The organism is Psychrobacter sp. UBA6291, from assembly GCF_002439405.1.
Taxonomy (GTDB): domain Bacteria; phylum Pseudomonadota; class Gammaproteobacteria; order Pseudomonadales; family Moraxellaceae; genus Psychrobacter; species Psychrobacter faecalis.
In genome coordinates, this window is sequence record NZ_DJUD01000025.1 from 1 (window position 1) to 17,681 (window position 17,681).

Consider the following 17,681-nt stretch of genomic DNA (forward strand, 5'->3'; position numbering starts at 1 on the left):
TGAATGTTCAACACGCCCTAGTCAGTTCAAAATAACATGGTGATAAATTGAAGAGTGCTACTGGAATGAATGTTGCGCAGCCTCTGTAATAACAGCATGCAAGGAAAATTTATACCAGTAGCACGATGTCATTTTTGCAGTGAATCGACTATAGCTTACTGGCTGCATTTTTACCTCGTCGTTACAGCTTCTAATACTCGACTATGTTAGATTTATCATTAATCCTTGAAGTTATTTACCATAAGTCTTAATAAATTTGAGTAACGTTATGAGTCAAGAAGATGCCAGTCATAAGCAAAATAAGCATTTGCCTCCAAGTGAGCCTATTGATGTCTATAAAAACAACGATAGTAACTATACTGCTGGCAATCAAGACGCTCATGATCATGACACTCACCTAGAGCAAAACACCGCACCAAGAGATACCAAAGGCTATCAGCGTACGTTACTGATTAGCTTTGTGATCATCACAGGCTATATGTTTATCGAGGCGATTGGTGGCTTACTGACAGGCAGCTTGGCGTTACTCTCTGATGCAGGACACATGCTCAGCGACGCCATCGCCCTTGGTGCGACGTTGATGGCATTTAAAATCGGCGAAAAAGCCGCCACCCATCAAAAGACCTTTGGCTATAAACGCTTTGAGATTATCGTGGCCACCGTCAATGGTGCGACGCTAGTAATTATCGCCTTGATGATTTTTTATGAAGCGATCAAACGCCTTAACTCACCGCCTGAGATTGCTACCCAAGGTATGCTAATCGTCGCCACCATCGGTATGCTGGTTAATATCTTGGTCGCTTGGCTGATGCATCGTGGTAGTAGCGGCAGCGATGGACACACCCACAGCCATGGAGCAAATGCAGACAAAGTAAATAAAGAAAAAGCAAATAAAAGCAATGATTCCAAAGAGCCTGTCAACCTCAATATGCAAAGCGCTTACTTGCATGTATTAAGTGATTTGATGGGCTCTGTCGCCGCGATCATCGCCGCTTTACTGATGATGGGGTTTGGCTGGGTTTGGGCCGATGCCGCAGCGTCGGTGATCGTCGCGGTACTTATCTTAGTAAGTGGTTACCGCGTTGTACGTGATTCGGTACATGTCTTGATGGAGGGCACGCCAGAAGGCATATCGCTGGTAGATGTGGAAGACAAGCTGCTTGCCCATCCACAAGTAAAACAAGTCCACGACCTGCATATTTGGAGCATCACCAGCGGGCTAAATGCGCTATCTTGCCATGTGATGGTCGATGGGGATATGAGAATCTCGGATGCCAGCGTATTGATTGCCAATCTTGAGCAAGGGTTGCTTGCGCTTGGTATTCATCACGCCACCATTCAGGTTGAAAGCTTGTCACACCCGCAGACCAGCGCCCATAGCGATGCATTGGTCTGCGACATATCAGAGCAGCAAAGCTCTGCGAATAACCATATCGGGCACAGTCACTAGTCACTAGGGCGTGTTGAACCTTCAACCATGGCACTGACAGAGACTATTTGTGAATGTTCAACACGCCCTACTCTCGAAACAGAGATTTCACTATCAGACTTCCCAACGCCAGCTGAGCTATGGGATAAGTATTGTCAGTGGAAAGGCTATACGCAAGCACAGCTGCCTATCATCACTCAAGACTATCACGATGATGGCAGTGGCAAATCACCGCGATACTACCAGCTCCAAGCTATCAATAAGACCATAGAAGCCATTGCTCGCGGACAGAATCGTATCCTGCTCGTGATGGCAACAGGAACGGGCAAAACCTACACTGCCTTTCAAATCATTTGGCGTCTGTGGAAGGCTAGAGAAAAAAAGCGCATTTTGTTTTTAGCTGACCGCAATATTTTAGTCGATCAAACTCGGGTGAATGACTTTCAGCCTTTTGGCACTGCGATGACTAAAATAGAAGGCCGTACGGTTGATCCAGCCTTTGAGATTCATCTTGGCTTATATCAGGCGTTAACAGGCCCAGAAGAGCATCAGAAGGCTTTTAAACAGGTCGCACCAGACTTCTTTGACCTAATCGTCATTGACGAGTGCCATAGAGGTAGTGCCGCTGAAGACAGTGCTTGGCGTGAGATACTGGAATACTTTAATAGCGCCACACAAGTAGGCTTAACGGCGACACCTAAAGAGACTGACGAGGTCTCTAATTCGTATTATTTCGGGAACCCTGTCTATACCTATACCCTAAAACAGGGTATTGAAGATGGATTTTTAGCACCTTATAAAGTGGTTCGAATTGATATCGATATTGACATGCAAGGCTGGCGTCCAACCAAAGGACAGACAGATAAACATGGTGAATTGATTGACGACCGTATCTATAACCAAAAAGATTTTGATCGTACTTTAGTAATTGATGAGCGTACGGAATTGGTAGCACAGACCATCACTAGCTATCTTCAGCGCACTGACCCAATGGCCAAAACCATTGTATTCTGTAATGATATTGATCATGCGGAGCGTATGCGCCGTGCTCTGATTAACTGCAATCCCGAGCAAGTTAAAAAGAATGAAAAGTATGTTATGAAAATCACGGGTGATGATGAGTTAGGCAAAGCGCAGCTTGATAATTTCATCAACCCCAAAAAGCCCTATCCAGTGATAGCGACGACTTCAGAGCTGATGACTACAGGTGTCGATGCCCAAACCTGTAAGCTAATCGTGCTAGATCAAAATATCAAATCGATGACCAAGTTTAAGCAAATTATCGGTCGTGGCACTCGTATCAATGATAAATACGGTAAGCTTTGGTTTACGATTCTCGACTTCAAAAAAGCGACTGAGCTATTTGCAGATGAACGCTTTGATGGTGTTCCTGAACGTATCATGACTGTGACGCCATCGCAGATTAATGAAGGCAGCGACGAGCTTGATGAAGTGGTAGATGGTGAGTCAGACGCAGATCTAGATATTGTCAATGGCACCGACCCAGCTTATACAACCCAGAGTGATGATAGGGGCTTTGATTTAGGGGCTGGTATGGGTGATGACATAGGTGTTAGTGAGCCTGCTAAAAAATACCATGTGAAAGGCGTATCTGTAAAAGTAATGGCTCAGCGTATCCAGTACTATGATACTGATGGTAAACTGGTCACCGAATCCTTTCAGGACTATACTCGCAAAACCTTCAGCAAGCAGTTTGCTAGTTTGGATGAGTTTATAAAGCGTTGGAACGCTACTGAGCGTAAACAAACCATTATTGATGAGCTGGCAAACGCTGGTATTATTTGGGAAGCATTGCAAGAAGAGATCGGCTCGGATATGGATCCTTTCGATCTGATTTGTCATGTGGTTTATGACCAACCGCCCTTGACCCGACGTGAACGTGCGAATGAAGTCAAAAAGCGCAATTACTTTACCAAGTACTCAGATACTGCTCAAAAAGTACTAAACGCCTTGCTTGATAAATATGCTGATGCTGGTGTAGAAGAAATCGAAAGTCTTAATGTGCTCAAAGTAAAACCACTCGATCAGCTAGGTAGTCCGATGGAAATTGTCAGAGAAGGCTTTGGTAGCAAAAAAGACTATCAACAAGCCATTAGTGATCTTGAAGATGAGATCTATTGGGTACCGCCACCTAAGCAAGCTTAAGTGTTTAAAAAAGATTAACTATAAACTATAAATCTAAGCCTCTTATTGAGGCTTGTTTTATTCCTATCGTATATTTAGACCTACCGTTTATTAAAAAGAGAAACAACATGTCAATCAGTTCCGTTATCAAGTCTATTCAAGATATCATGCGTCAAGATGCTGGTGTCGATGGTGATGCCCAACGTCTAAGCCAATTGTCATGGTTGTTGTTTCTTAAGATATTTGATGCACAAGAAGAAGCACTTGAGTTTGAACAAGAAAACTATAAGACCCCCATCCCTGAGAAATACCTTTGGCGTAATTGGGCGGCTGATCCCGAAGGTATCACTGGTGATGAGTTACTAGATTTCGTCAACGATGAAATATTCGTTGAGCTAAAAAACCTTACCGCGCCAGTAGATACTAACCCACGTGGCTTTGTCGTGCGTCAAGGTTTGAGCGATGCTTACAACTACATGAAAAACGGCACGCTACTACGCCAAGTGATTAATAAGCTTAACGAAGTGGACTTTAACCGTTCAGATGAGCGTCATCTGTTTGGTGATATCTATGAGCAACTGTTGCGTGATTTACAGAGCGCGGGCAATGCAGGTGAGTTCTATACCCCTCGTGCGGTGACACGCTTCATCGTTGACCGTGTGGATCCAAAGTTGGGTGAGCGCATCATGGATCCCGCTTGCGGTACAGGCGGTTTTTTAGCCTGCTCGTTTGATCATGTCAAAAACAACTACGTTGAAACTGCTGAAGACCATCAAGCGCTACAGCAGCAGATTTTTGGGTTTGAAAAGAAACAACTGCCACATTTGCTCTGTACCACCAATATGATGCTGCATGGTATCGAAGTACCTGTACAGATACGCCATGATAACACCCTAAATAAGCCGCTATCGAGCTGGGACAGTGATATTGATGTCATCGTAACCAACCCACCTTTTGGCGGCACTGAAGAGCACGGTATCGAAAAGAACTTTCCTGCTGAGTTCCAAACACGCGAAACGGCAGATTTGTTTTTACAACTAATCATCGAGGTCTTAGCAGATAAAGGTCGCGCTGCTGTCGTATTGCCTGATGGCACTTTGTTTGGTGAAGGGGTAAAAACCAAGCTAAAGAAAATGCTAATGGAAGAATGTAATCTGCATACCATCGTACGCTTGCCAAACGGTGTATTTAATCCTTATACAGGGATTAAGACCAATATTCTCTTCTTTACCAAAGGTCAGCCAACCAAAGATATTTGGTTCTATGAGCATCCTTATCCTGAAGGCGTTAAAAACTATAGCAAAACCAAACCAATGAAGTTTGAAGAGTTTCAAACCGAGATTGATTGGTGGGGTGATGAGTCTGATAGTTTTGCCAGTCGTGTCGAAAATAATCACGCTTGGAAGGTCAGTATTGAAGAGGTTATCGAGCGTAATTATAATCTCGATATCTCAAACCCTTATCAAGGTGAAGTCATTGATTATGACCCTAATAAGCTACTGGCTGACTATGCCAAACAACAACAGAGTATCGATACGTTACGCAGCCAATTAAAAGATGTACTGGGCGCTGCGCTGTCTGCTAACACGACAGAGGGCAAGTAGCTATGAATGTAAAGACGAGCGTAGTGATGAGTAAAGACATACACAAACCAGAGCAGCTAATTACCGAACATATCGATCTCTGGACCAGCGCTATATTGGCTAAATCGACTAGTGGCCGTGGTAATAGCAAAAAGTATGAGCTGTACGGAATTAGTAAATTACGTGAGCTGATCTTGGAGTTAGCAGTACGTGGCAAGCTGGTACCACAAGATACTAATGATGAGCCTGCGTCTGTTTTATTAGAGAAAATTGCTGTTGAAAAAGTTCAGTTGATTAAAGATAAAAAAATCAAAAAACCTAAGAAGTTGGCTGAAGTTTCTGATGATGAACATTATTTTTCAACGCCTCAAGGTTGGTATTGGAGCAGATTAAACGATATTGGTGAATGGGGAGCTGGTGCTACTCCAAGTCGCAGTAATTCGAAGTACTATGGAGGTGGAATCCCTTGGTTTAAGTCAGGTGAATTGTCTGAAGATTATATTTCAGAATCGCAAGAAACCATTACGGAATCAGCTTTAAAAGAAACTTCTTTAAGAGAGAATAAACCAGGCGATGTTCTGCTTGCTATGTATGGTGCAACCATTGGTAAAGCTTCTATTCTGGAAGTTGCTGGTACTACAAATCAGGCAGTATGTGCTTGCACTCCTTTTTCAGGCATAACTAGTACTTTTTTACTGATACTATTGAAAGCCTACAGAGCTAGATTTATTGGTATGGGAGCAGGAGGAGCACAACCTAACATCTCTAGGGAAAAGATAATCGCTACAGTAATTGCTTTACCTCCTACTAATGAACAACACCGCATCGTCGCTAAAGTCGATGAGCTGATGCTGCTATGTGATCAGCTAGAGCAGCAAACCGAAGCCAGTATCGAAGCTCACGCTACGCTTGTAGAAGTATTATTAGCCACTTTGACAGATAGTTCTGATGCTGATGAGCTGGCACAAAACTGGGCGAGAATTGCTGAGCATTTCGATAGCCTATTTACCACTGAGCAAAGCATTGAAGCTCTAAAGCAAACGGTGTTGCAATTGGCAGTAATGGGTAAGTTAGTCCAGCAGGATCCAAATGATGAACCTGCTTCGGTTTTGTTAGAAAAGATTGCTGAAGAAAAAGAACGTCTGATTAAAGATAAAGTTATAAAAAAAGAAAAGCCCTTACCTGCTATCACAGATAAAGAGAAACCTTTTGAGTTGCCACAAGACTGGGGTTGGGAAAGACTACAAAATATCACTAATTTAATTACTAAGGGCTCTTCACCTAAATGGCAAGGAGTGCAGTATACCGAAGACCCTAAAGATATTCTTTTCGTTACAAGTGAGAATGTCGGTAGTTTTAAGTTAATATTTAAGAATAAGAAATACGTTGAGAAAAAATTTAATGAGATAGAGTCTAGATCTATACTCCAAAAAGGTGACTTTCTAATGAATATAGTAGGTGCCTCTATTGGAAGAACAGCTACTTATGACTTAGATATATCTGCCAACATAAATCAAGCAGTTTGCTTGATTAGAGGATTTCCTAATTATTTGAGTAGTTACTATTTACTTATGTTTTTTAATAGCGCTATATGCGTTAGTTACATGTTTGACAAGCAAGTTGACAATGCAAGAGCTAATCTTAGCATGGGAAATATATCAAAATTTTTAATTCCTATACCTCCTCTAGCTGAACAACATCGCATCGTTGCAAAATTCGATGAACTAATGACCATTTGCGATCAGCTAAAAGAGAAGTTACAGCAATCTCAAGAGACGCAAGTTCAGCTTACCGATGCGTTGATTGATAGTGCTTTAAGGTGAGTTTTAATATTGGAACGATCACGTTTTATATGCTTTAGTACAACTAAAAGAAATAAACAAGACCTTCTATTAGCAGTGATATTTTAAAATCAGGTATAATAACCTTGTATGTATAATCCATATTGTGCAGAATTAAAAGTGCACAATGCTATTATAACTGTCATAGCTATATTATTAGGCGTCTTGTGCATAAATTAGGGGTTATAATATTCCTTGGTGTGCCGTTTAATATCGCCAGCTATGCCTTACTAACTCATATGGTGGCGCAAGTATGCGGCTTAGATGTTGGTGAGTTTGTTTGGACGGGCGGCGATTGTCATATTTACCAAAACCATCGTGAGCAAGTTGAATTGCAGTTGACGCGCTCGCTGTATGAGCTGCCAACCTTAACCCTAAACCCTGACATTAAGGATATTTTTGCCTTTACCTTTGACGATATCAGCGTTGAAGGTTATGAGTCGCATCCAGCTATTAAAGCCAAGGTTGCCGTCTAAACTTAATCGCTTTACTTTTAAAAGACCATAAAAAGGATAGGTTATGAGCTATGCCAATACCGAAGTTGCCCAAATCGCGGCCATCAGTCGCAATCGCTGTATCGGCAAAGGGAATGATTTGCCGTGGCATATCTCAGCTGACTTGCAGCATTTTAAAAGCATGACGACCAAACAAAGTGACGGCGCGATACAAGGTATCGTCATCATGGGTCGCAAAACCTTTGAGTCGATGGGCAGTAAGCCGCTACCAAAACGTATCAGCTTTATTATCACGACCCAACTAGACTACGCTGAACAAAATGGCTTGGTCGGTAGTGAAAAAGCGTATGTGATGCATAATTTAGACGATGCGCTGACACAAGCGGCCAGCCTTGCTCATGGTGCGCACCTTGATACCATTTGGGTGATTGGCGGCGAGCGGGTTTTTAGTGAGGCGATGATGTATACCGACCGCATCGAGCTGACGCATGTCGATACTGATATTAAAGATGGCGATGCCTTTTACCCTGAGCTGCCAAACGATTTTGTAGTCGCAGCAGAATCTGAGCAAAAACACGATGAAAAAAGTGGGCTAGATTTTAGGTTTGTGACTTATAAAAGAGAAAATGCCGAATAATAATTGTAGTTTATTAAAATAAAAAAAGCTGTCCTAGATAATTCTAAGACAGCTTTTTTATTGTTGGGCTTTATGAGCACAAACTCAAATTTAGCCCATATTGCTTAAACTACTCATGCAGCACTTTATAAATCGTTCTCGCTAATACCGGACCAATCCCCTGCACGCCAGCCAGCTCTTGCTGCGATGCGCCAAGCAATTGCTGCATACCGCCAAAGTGATTAAGCAGGTCACGGCGACGCTTTTCGCCAAGCCCCGGTATGACTTCTAGCACCGATGAGGAACGGCGTTTATCGCGCTTTTTACGGTGTGCGGTAATAGCAAACCGATGCGCTTCATCGCGAATATGCATCAATAAATGCAGCGCTTTGCTATCCATCGGCAAATCAAGCGGTTCATGATCGATAAAGTGCAATACTTCCAAGCCTGCTTTACGCCCTTCACCTTTTGCCACACTAATGAGCAACGTATCATTAAGAATACCCAGCTCTGTGAGTACTTCTTTAGCAATACCAAGTTGACCTTTACCACCATCAATCAGCAATAGATCCGGCAATGGCTGCTTCTTATAACGCCGCGTCAGCACTTGCTTCATCGCCGCATAATCATCACCACCTTGGATATCATGAATCGCATACTGACGATAATCACGGCGACGCGAGCCACCTTGGTCAAAGACCACGCAGCTACCGATAGTCGCCTCGCCCATGGTATGTGAGATATCAAAACACTCGATACGGTCAATGGTTCGATCGGTAACATCGGCGAGGACATCTTTTAAAGCGCCAAAGCGCGCATGCAATTCTAGATAATCGCCAAGCTTGGTTTTTAGGGCGTTATTGGCATTGAGTTTGGCCAAATCTAACCATTCAGCGCGGTGCTCACGGACGTTGGTTTTAATGACCGTCTTACTGCCAAAGTGGGTAACCAGTGCTTCATTGACCGCTGTTTGATCCGGTAGCTCATGGCTGAGTATAATTTCAGCTGGCAAATCATCGGTTACTTGAAAATAAAACGAAGTAATAAACGCCGATAAATTATCGGCAAGTGGCTCACTGCTATCGATATCGGGAAAATAGTTTTTACCGCCAAGCACGCGCCCGCCGCGCACAGTCAGCACATTGACGCAAGTCATGCCCGCCTGACTGGCAATCGCAATCACATCCGCCTCACCTTCTACGGTATAAACGGCTTGCTTCGCTTGTACTTCGCGCAGCATAGACAGCTGATCACGATAAAAAACTGCCTTTTCAAAGTCTAAGGCTTCCGCTGCGCTCTCCATCTTTTTAATTAATGTCTGATGAATATCACTCGAATCGCCTTTTAAAAAGCGAATTGTATTATTAACGTCCTCGGCGTATTCTTCTGGCGACACCAAACCAACGCAGGGCGCACGGCAACGCTTAATCTGATACTCAAGGCACGGGCGCTTACGCTGTTTAAAAAAAGTATTGGTACATTGGCGCATTTGAAACATTTTTTGCATGAGCACCAGCGTCTCTTTCGCCGCATGAGCCGATGGAAACGGCCCAAAAAAGCGACCTTTTTGGTGATTGCCCTTACCGCGCCCATAAGCCAATCTTGGATAAGGCTTATCCGCAGAGATAAACACATAAAGGTAAGACTTGTCATCACGCAGTAGCACGTTATAAGGCGGACGATGCTCTTTAATCAGGTTTTGCTCAAGTAATAGCGCTTCGGTCTCACTACGGGTAATAATGGTTTCGATATTATGAATTCGTGCTACCAGTGCCCGTGTTTTTGGATGGTCAATGGTCTTAGCAAAGTAGCTATTGACGCGACTTTTAAGCGATTTGGCTTTGCCAACATAGAGAATATCGCCATTTTTACCCAGCATTTTATACACCCCTGGCAGATTTGGCAGGCGCTGAATCAAATGCTTTAGGCGGGCTTTTTTATCGTCGACGGGACTCGATGCGAAGACATTGACCATAGATTTTTGACTCTTAAATTAGGGCTTTAACGTTAGTACAGAGTAAAAACAGCACACCGTAAAAACGTAAGTAATATCATATTTATGGGGCAACGGCGGGCATTTTGCAAGCCAAAAATTGGCTTAACTAAAGTCATAAAAAAAGCCAGCATCGAGGCTGGCTTTTTATGGAAAACGTTAAAAATCTAGTGACGGAAGTTTGGCAAAAGCGCTGGGATACCGGGCAACATGCCGACGATAGCCATCACTGTGGTTAAAATGACAAAGGTCACCACAGGAATAATCCAGCGACTCATTTTTGTTAAGCTGGCACTGCGCTCTTTAGATCCAATTAAACCTAAGTTATCCAGTACCAGAGTAATCGACCAACCAAAGGCTGGATTGACCAAGGCTGACGCAAAGACGACAATCGCCGCAGACTGCGTGGTTTTACCTTCGCGGGTCATCTCCATGCCCGCTTCAAGTAGCGGGATAAAGACGCCAACAATCAACGCCACGCACATTACTGGTTCCCAAATGGCTAAATCCATGGGGTAACCCCAAACACCAGCAATAATACAGAACAATCCCGTTAATACCGCACCGGCTGGAATAGGACGCTTCGCAATTGCCGCTGGTACAATATAGGTACCCCATGACGACGCAAAGTTGGCACCGCCAAGCACAGAGCCTGCTACCTGACGAATAGATGCACTGGTCATGGTGTCATCGATATCCATCAGCACGCGCTCAGTACGTTTTGGATAGCTTATTTTTTGAAAGACTTGATGACCTAAAAAGTCTGGTGACCACATAGCGACTGCCAATACTGCAAAGGGCAATACCACGATAAAGCTTTCGACAGTCGGCAAGCCTAACATCCAACCAGTATTTTCGCCCCACCAATACATCGGATTCATATTTGGTAGACCGGGTGCGGTTTTAAAGGTAAAAGGCGCGCCCATCGCAAAAGCAACTCCACCGCCTAACAAGCAGCTGAGTGGCACCGCCAGCCAGCGTTTTTGATAATTCTCTAACAGCGCGTATAAGATAATCGTCAGTAGAATCACCACAAAGGCGATATGCGACATACCAATTCCTTCCGCCCAAGCAAATAGGTTTTTGACTTGGGATATGGTGCCGATAAAGCCTAAATATAGCAGTAAGCCGCCGCACACGCCTTTACTGGTCAAGTTCGCCAGCAGACTGCCGCCTTTACTAATGGCAAGTAGCAAACCAAAAGCACCGATTAGCAGGCCAAAGGCCATCGGGTGACCGCCTGCGGCAACAACGATAGGAATCAGCGGAATCAGTGGGCCGTGCGTACCAGCAAGGTTAGCAGTCGGTAGTAGGAAGCCTGAGAATAAAATCACAAAAAACGCCACGATAAGCAATTCATAACGCACGTTTTCTAACACAAAAGCATCGCCCAAACCAAGCGGACCAGCAAAGGTTGCAGCAATGGCACCCACCATCACCACTTTACCGATGGTCGCTGCCATTGCCGGAATCGTATCCTCATACTCAAAACGATAATCGCGGAACGGCAAATTAGCACGCCAACGTTTTGGTTGCATGATTTGCAGTTCATGATTGAGGTAGGCATTACGATTTTTAAAGCTAGCGCTGGGCTTATGTAACTCTACATAGCTGCCTTGCAAATCATCATTATCAGAAGAGATTGGTTGCTGCGGGTTGCGCCCTGAGGTGGGAAGCTGTGTACCACTCATCACATTTCCTTATGTCAACTGAGGTTTGAGCGGCGTTATTATCCTAATATCGAGTAAATATTAAACCGCCCAAAACAAAATCCCGCTATTGTAAGACATCGTTAAAGATAATGCGAGACTTTCGCCATTAAAAGATACTATCCGTATCATTATGAAAAGTATTTTTTATGACTCAATCGGTCATACTTAGAAAACGGTAATGAATGCAAACAAGATAATGGCTTTATCGTCGCACTTGCCGTTTCGTTACGCTTTAAAACTGGCGAGACTCATGGTTTTTCACTATGATAAATGTCTTTTTATGGCTCATTGCTTGAAAACTTACCTTATAAGCAACAATCCTTGCAGTCATACTTAACTTAATACAATAAAAATAACCCATACCATCAGACTAGCAATATCTAAAAAGGGAATAGGAAATATTGATGAATTTACTGCCTAAAAGACTTGAAATGCTTAAACGTAACGCGAAAAAAAATATCATGCCATTACTGACGCCCTACTTGCTTAAACTGCGTATCAACACTTATGCGCCCTACATCGGCGCTGGTATCAAGATTGAACATATGAACCTAGATCAAGGTTTATGCGTGGTCAGCATGGGCTTAAATAATTTAAACAAAAACATCGTCGGCACCCAGTTTGGGGGCAGCTTATACTCGATGGTAGATCCGTTTTATATGCTGATGCTTATGCATCAATTGGGCAGCAGCTACGTAGTATGGGATAAAAGCTCACATATTGAATTTATCGCGCCGGGTAAGAGTAAAGTCACCGCGCGTATCAAGGTTAGCAGTGCTGAAGTAATCGCTATTCAAGAATTGGCAAAGGATGGCGAGCCCGTTTTTCGTGAATACAGCGTCGATATCGTCGATGAGCAACAAAAAGTCGTCGCTACTGTTACTAAGACTCTTTATATTAGACTGCGTAAGTACAGCAAATCTAAAGACCAAACCAGCCGCGTGGACAATATTGAAATCTAAAACATTGAAAGCCAACGTGTCGCGCAAATCTTTAATAAAAACAGCATGAAATCAGCAATTAAAGCCTAAATAAAAGCGGCAGAAACAAAAACCCCAATCTGGTATCAGCACAGATTGGGGTTTTGTCTTTTTTGGTATGGCCCGCTTATTTATAAATAAACCTATGAATAAGGGCTTGTATCTACTTTTGCTTTGCCAAGCATCAAGCGTCCAATCAGACGACTAAGCGCGGCAAAGCAAACTGGTTCTTAAATACCAGGAGCAGTATCAACTGCTTTAGGTACGCCAGCGTCAGTTTTTTTGTTTGCAGCTGGACGAGCACCAAGTTTTTCGCGGATACGGGCTGATTTACCAGAACGCTCACGTAAGTAGTATAGTTTGGCACGGCGAACTGCACCGCGGCGTTTCACTTCGATGCTATCAATGATTGGTGAATGCAATTGGAATGCACGTTCTACACCAACACCGCTTGAGATTTTACGTACGGTAAACGCTGAGTTTAGACCGCGGTTACGCTTAGCAATTACAACGCCTTCAAAAGCCTGTAAACGCTCACGCTCACCTTCACGTACTTTTACTTGAACCACAACGGTATCGCCGGGTGCAAAGCTTGGGCGCTCAATCAATTGCGCATTTTCGATGACCTGAACCAATGGATGCTTGTTGCTCATGAGAGTTATCTCCTCACATTAGATAATAGAGGCTTGACGCATATCACCTGTTTGTAATAATGAATCATAGCTATTATTAATATCTTGGATTAATAATAACTACAACGTAAATGGGTTATGACCAACGGCCATGATGCTATGACACGTTTTATTGTTGCTCAAAATTTTATTGCTTAACTGTTTATTTATTAACCGCTATTAACGCTATTTTTTATCTGCTTTTGCCAATGCTTTGAGCCACTTTGCTTGCTCGACCGTTGGCGTAAACGCTTGCCATAAATCTGGACGCCGCGCTTGCGTACGTTCGACTTGCTGGCTAAAGCGCCACTTAGCGATATTGCCATGATGACCTGAAAGTAGAACTTCAGGGACCGCCAACCCAGCAAATTCATGCGGCTTGGTATAGTGCGGACAATCAAGCAAACCATCGACAAACGAGTCTTGCTCAGCGGATTTATCATCACCCATAATATCAGGCAGACGACGTATCACACTATCCATGAGCACCATTGCTGGTAGCTCGCCACCGGTCAACACATAATCACCAAGTGAAATTTCCATATCGACATACTGCGTCAGTAAGCGCTCATCAATACCTTCGTAACGACCACATAATAAAATCATGCCGTCATACTCAGTCATACTGACCACACTACTTTCGCTGAGCGTTTTGCCTTGTGGTGACATATATATCACCGGACAGTGCGCACTATCGACACGGCAGCCATGCTGACTAGCGCGCAGGCGGGCATCCTCAATCGCTTGGGATAATGGCTCAGCCATCATCACCATACCAGGACCTCCACCATACGGGCGCTCATCAATACGGCGATAATTATCCTTGGTATAATCACGTGGATTGATGCATTCAATCGTGACTTGCTCCTGAGTGACTGCCCGTCCCGTGATTCCAAACTCACGAATCGTGGCAAACATTTCAGGGAAAATACTAATCACGGCAAAATACATCAGATCTCTACTTGCATAAACACTGCGTGAATGACGTTTTTATCAATCAAAAGAAATTACGATTAATAATCACTTTGCCATGCCACAAGCACGGTTTTCTCAGCCAAATTGACCTCAATCACCGTTTGCTTATGCCAAGGTATTAGGCGCTCCTCGGCGTCCAAACTGTCTGACGTTGCCGCGACACGCATGATGTCATGGGCCCCGGTTTCAAACATTTCAGTAATCTCGCCTAAGTTTTCGTCCTGCTCGTTTATCACGCGCAGGCCCACCAAATCTGACCAATAATATTCGTCTTCACCAGTTTCTGGCAAAACGTTTTGCTCAACCCAAATGGTCACGCCATTCATGGTCTCTGCAACGTTACGATCAGGGACTTGCTCAAATTGAGCGACAATGCCCGTCCCTTGCTCGCGCCACGCCTTTACAGTTAAAGGCTTCATGCCAGTAGCAGTTTTCATCCACCAAGGCTGCATGTCAAAGATTGCCGTGCGATCATCCGTGTCACTAAATACCCACAGCCAGCCTTTAATGCCATAAGGCTTTTTTAGCTGACCGATTTTCATAAGTGCACTAGCGTTTGGAACAGATGACATAACGGCTAACCTAACGATGACTAAAACAACAATGATAGATACAGCAATGACTAAAAAACGAAGGTAAATACAATTCAATCAACAGCGCTAAGCGCAATCAAAAGTCATAAACAGTTAATGGCGCACCCTGGTCAGACCAGTTACGCTATGTTTTCTAAAGTCTGTTGAGACTGCCATAGACCAGCTATCAGCGCCTCATTGACGGTACAAACTTAAGCAGTTGCTTCAGTTTGAGCGGCAGACTTGTTATAAGCTTTTGCTAATGAAGCAACGCGATCTGAAGGTTGTGCACCTTTAGCGATCCACGCATTGTACGCTTCCATGTTTAGGCGTACTGCTTCTTCAGACTCTTTAGCGAGTGGGTTAAAAAAGCCGATGTTTTCAATGTAGCGACCGTCACGCGCGCGGCGTTGATCAGCAACAACTACTTGATAAAATGGGCGTTTCTTGGCACCGCCCCGTGCTAAACGAATAACAACCATGTGAATTCTCTCTTTCGCAGGTATACCAAAAAGGGCATAATTATAGCACAGTCTTATTTTATTGAAAACATAAACCGTGCTTATTTAATTATTTATTAACAATAGCTTAAATGGCAAAGCATGTAAAATACAATTCAAAATATCTTGTCAATTTATAGCGACAGAATGCTATTTCAGGTCTGAGTCTTCTTGCAAATTGACTATCGTAAAGCAACCTGTCTTACTATTTTATTATGCTATGCTACCAACAATAGCAGTGATAGAAATCCATAAAACATCAGCTTGTAAGCGCGCATACAGCGAGTTACTTTTTATCTAGATATTTAATTTATATAGACATTCAATAAAAATACCTTATTTCACTGCTTTACCTGCCATTTTAAAGAAAATCACTTTACCCATATTTTGATTAATTTTTTGGATATATATGACCACCGCAAAATCACAGCCTCGGCGCAAAGGTTGGCTCGCCCGCTCCTACTCTAACAGTTGGCTCACCACCTTGATGGTCGCTTTTATCGTCATTATTAGCGTCGGGGTGTCGATTTCATTTTTTTGGCGCAGTCTGTATTTGCCAGAGCTTAAAAATCATGCGCGCTATCTGACCAGCGAATTGCGTTTGATGAACAGCGTCAATAAAGACTGGAAAAATGATCCGGCCGTCCGGCAATGGATTTATCAGCATTCGCATGTGGTGGTGGTCAATAATCCTAGCGATTTTCCAGTGATAGAAGATAAGGCGTTTGTTGGCGTCTTTACCGATGTGTTGCAGCGCGAAATTGGTGCGCAATTGGGTCGTCCCGTAGAGGTCTACTTTAAGTTTAAACCAACGCCGCAGCTGTGGGTGCAAGACAGTCGCGATACCAGCTTTTGGATTCGCGAGCCGGTGGTATATTACTCACAGTACAGTCCCGCTTTATTAGTATTATTTTTAGTTGGCTTACCAATTTTAACCTTGCTGACCATTATTTTATTAGCGCGGCAATTAAATCGTCCGCTACGCTATTTACAGCGTGCGGCGACTAACTATATTCGCTTGGGTCACGCTACTACCTTACCGACCCACAATGGCCCTACTGAGATTCGCCAAGTTAATATGGCATTTAATCGCTTATTTACTACCCTCAATCAGGCACAAAAAGAGCGGACGATTATGCTGGCGGGTATCTCGCACGACTTGCGCACGCCGCTGACCCGTATGCGTTTAACCGCTGAGATGCTGCCTGATGAATTTTTCCGTGAAGGTTTGATTTACGATATCGAAGACATGGATGCGATTTTGGAGCAGTTTATCTCCTTTATGAAAGACGGTTCCGATGAGCCAGTGCGCCTGACCAATTTGGACACCATATTTAATGAAATCATGGTGCAATTTGCGCCGCTGGAATTTATTTATCAATCGGAATGTCAAAAAATGGTGCCCGTGCGCCCAATGTCTATCAAACGCTTGGTGATTAACTTGGTTAATAACGCCAAGCGTTACGGCAAACCGCCCATTTATTTATCCGCGACTGTGGTGCCGACATTCATAGAAAAAACGGTGGTAGAAGACAGCGATGTAGTGACTGAAAATGAGGTCAATAAAGAAGCAAAAGAGCAGTTATTGATATGTGTGCGCGACTGCGGTGAGGGCGTCGCAGAAGACCAATTAGAGCGTGTTATGCAACCGTTTGAGCGCGGGGAGTCAGCGCGTACTACTCAGGGTAGCGGTTTAGGCCTGGCGATTGTCGACCGTATCGCGCGCCTGCATCATGGGACAGTCGAGGCCATCAATCACCCAGATGGCGGCCTACAAGTCTGTGTCCGTATTCCACTTATTTCTAAAGTTGCCGGAGAGCCGCCATTGGCTTCTGACAATGACAAAATAACTAACGCTGCTAGCAATATAGACGACCAATAAAATAGATGGTCGTTAAATAAAAGTAGCAGGCAACATCAAAGAATTGCTAATAACTGATCGTTATTAGCGACTTTAATAACCCTACTTTTTAGTACCAATCACTGGAGGAATGTACTCGGCGCTATTACTAAAAGTTAAAGGTTGGGTTATTTCTTGCTGCGCAGCCTTTAGCGTCTCAGTGCTGGTTGGCTGCTGCAAAAATAAATAATATCCAAGCGCTGCTGCGTTCAATACCACTAAACCACCAAACAAATACGGCATCCCTTGCCCTCCTCTACTATTAATAAGCTCATTTCAATCATTTTAATCATTTTAACATTTTAATAA

At 43.6% G+C, this 17,681-nt stretch carries 14 protein-coding genes and 1 pseudogene; 8 read left to right on the forward strand and 7 right to left on the reverse strand.

Annotation, left to right across the window (positions count from 1 at the left end):
* Positions 1-268 precede the first annotated feature (268 nt).
* The 6 genes and pseudogenes from B3R91_RS04235 to B3R91_RS04260 all read left to right on the forward strand — a co-directional run bounded on the left by B3R91_RS04235 (position 269) and on the right by B3R91_RS04260 (position 8,090).
* Positions 269-1,450 carry a cation diffusion facilitator family transporter gene (locus tag B3R91_RS04235; protein WP_077448184.1) on the forward strand — a complete coding sequence of 394 codons (1,182 nt, stop codon included), beginning with the start codon at positions 269-271 and terminating at the stop codon, positions 1,448-1,450.
* Positions 1,451-1,477: 27 nt separating this feature from the next.
* The gene (gene hsdR / locus B3R91_RS04240) at positions 1,478-3,595 is read left to right on the forward strand and encodes an EcoAI/FtnUII family type I restriction enzme subunit R (protein ID WP_286796609.1); all 2,118 of its coding nucleotides are present in this window, start codon (positions 1,478-1,480) and stop codon (positions 3,593-3,595) included.
* Positions 3,596-3,702: 107 nt separating this feature from the next.
* Positions 3,703-5,178, forward strand: a complete 1,476-nt coding sequence (locus B3R91_RS04245; protein ID WP_286796610.1) for an N-6 DNA methylase — start codon at positions 3,703-3,705, stop codon at positions 5,176-5,178.
* Positions 5,179-5,204: 26 nt separating this feature from the next.
* On the forward strand, positions 5,205-6,980 hold the full coding sequence (locus B3R91_RS04250) for a restriction endonuclease subunit S (protein WP_286796611.1): 1,776 nt from the start codon (positions 5,205-5,207) through the stop codon (positions 6,978-6,980).
* Between the two features lie 206 nt (positions 6,981-7,186).
* Positions 7,187-7,474: pseudogene (thyA, locus tag B3R91_RS04255) on the forward strand (thymidylate synthase); the annotation flags it as partial.
* Positions 7,475-7,517: 43 nt separating this feature from the next.
* Entirely contained in the window at positions 7,518-8,090 is a 573-nt protein-coding gene (locus B3R91_RS04260) for a dihydrofolate reductase (protein ID WP_286796613.1), read from the forward strand.
* Between the two features lie 109 nt (positions 8,091-8,199).
* Here B3R91_RS04260 and uvrC read toward each other — a convergent pair whose 3' ends face one another.
* Together uvrC and B3R91_RS04270 are read right to left on the reverse strand one after the other, a co-directional pair.
* Positions 8,200-10,044, reverse strand: coding sequence for an excinuclease ABC subunit UvrC (uvrC, locus tag B3R91_RS04265; RefSeq protein WP_286796614.1), 1,845 nt, complete (start codon positions 10,042-10,044; stop codon positions 8,200-8,202).
* Between the two features lie 185 nt (positions 10,045-10,229).
* Positions 10,230-11,753: a DUF3360 family protein gene (locus B3R91_RS04270; protein ID WP_286796615.1), complete on the reverse strand. Its 1,524-nt coding sequence runs from the start codon at positions 11,751-11,753 to the stop codon at positions 10,230-10,232.
* 425 nt (positions 11,754-12,178) lie between these two features.
* On the opposite strand from B3R91_RS04270, the gene B3R91_RS04275 reads away from it, so the two are divergent.
* Positions 12,179-12,736 (forward strand): DUF4442 domain-containing protein, encoded by a 558-nt coding sequence (locus B3R91_RS04275; protein WP_286796616.1) that lies wholly within the window; start codon positions 12,179-12,181, stop codon positions 12,734-12,736.
* Positions 12,737-12,984: 248 nt separating this feature from the next.
* Here the strand turns inward: B3R91_RS04275 and rplS are convergent, their stop codons facing one another.
* The 4 genes from rplS to rpsP all read right to left on the reverse strand — a co-directional run bounded on the left by rplS (position 12,985) and on the right by rpsP (position 15,454).
* On the reverse strand, positions 12,985-13,407 hold the full coding sequence (rplS, locus tag B3R91_RS04280; protein ID WP_068403752.1) for a 50S ribosomal protein L19: 423 nt from the start codon (positions 13,405-13,407) through the stop codon (positions 12,985-12,987).
* 204 nt (positions 13,408-13,611) lie between these two features.
* A complete protein-coding gene (gene trmD / locus B3R91_RS04285; RefSeq protein ID WP_286796617.1) occupies positions 13,612-14,376 on the reverse strand; it encodes a tRNA (guanosine(37)-N1)-methyltransferase TrmD in 765 nt (254 codons plus the stop codon).
* Between the two features lie 62 nt (positions 14,377-14,438).
* Positions 14,439-14,972, reverse strand: coding sequence for a ribosome maturation factor RimM (gene rimM, locus B3R91_RS04290; RefSeq protein WP_144297691.1), 534 nt, complete (start codon positions 14,970-14,972; stop codon positions 14,439-14,441).
* A 212-nt stretch (positions 14,973-15,184) separates the two neighbouring features.
* Positions 15,185-15,454 (reverse strand): 30S ribosomal protein S16, encoded by a 270-nt coding sequence (rpsP, locus tag B3R91_RS04295; RefSeq protein WP_021812802.1) that lies wholly within the window; start codon positions 15,452-15,454, stop codon positions 15,185-15,187.
* A 427-nt stretch (positions 15,455-15,881) separates the two neighbouring features.
* On the opposite strand from rpsP, the gene B3R91_RS04300 reads away from it, so the two are divergent.
* Positions 15,882-17,354: an ATP-binding protein gene (locus B3R91_RS04300; protein WP_286796618.1), complete on the forward strand. Its 1,473-nt coding sequence runs from the start codon at positions 15,882-15,884 to the stop codon at positions 17,352-17,354.
* Positions 17,355-17,435: 81 nt separating this feature from the next.
* Here the strand turns inward: B3R91_RS04300 and B3R91_RS04305 are convergent, their stop codons facing one another.
* Positions 17,436-17,615 carry a hypothetical protein gene (locus B3R91_RS04305; RefSeq protein ID WP_068404248.1) on the reverse strand — a complete coding sequence of 60 codons (180 nt, stop codon included), beginning with the start codon at positions 17,613-17,615 and terminating at the stop codon, positions 17,436-17,438.
* Positions 17,616-17,681 lie beyond the last annotated feature (66 nt).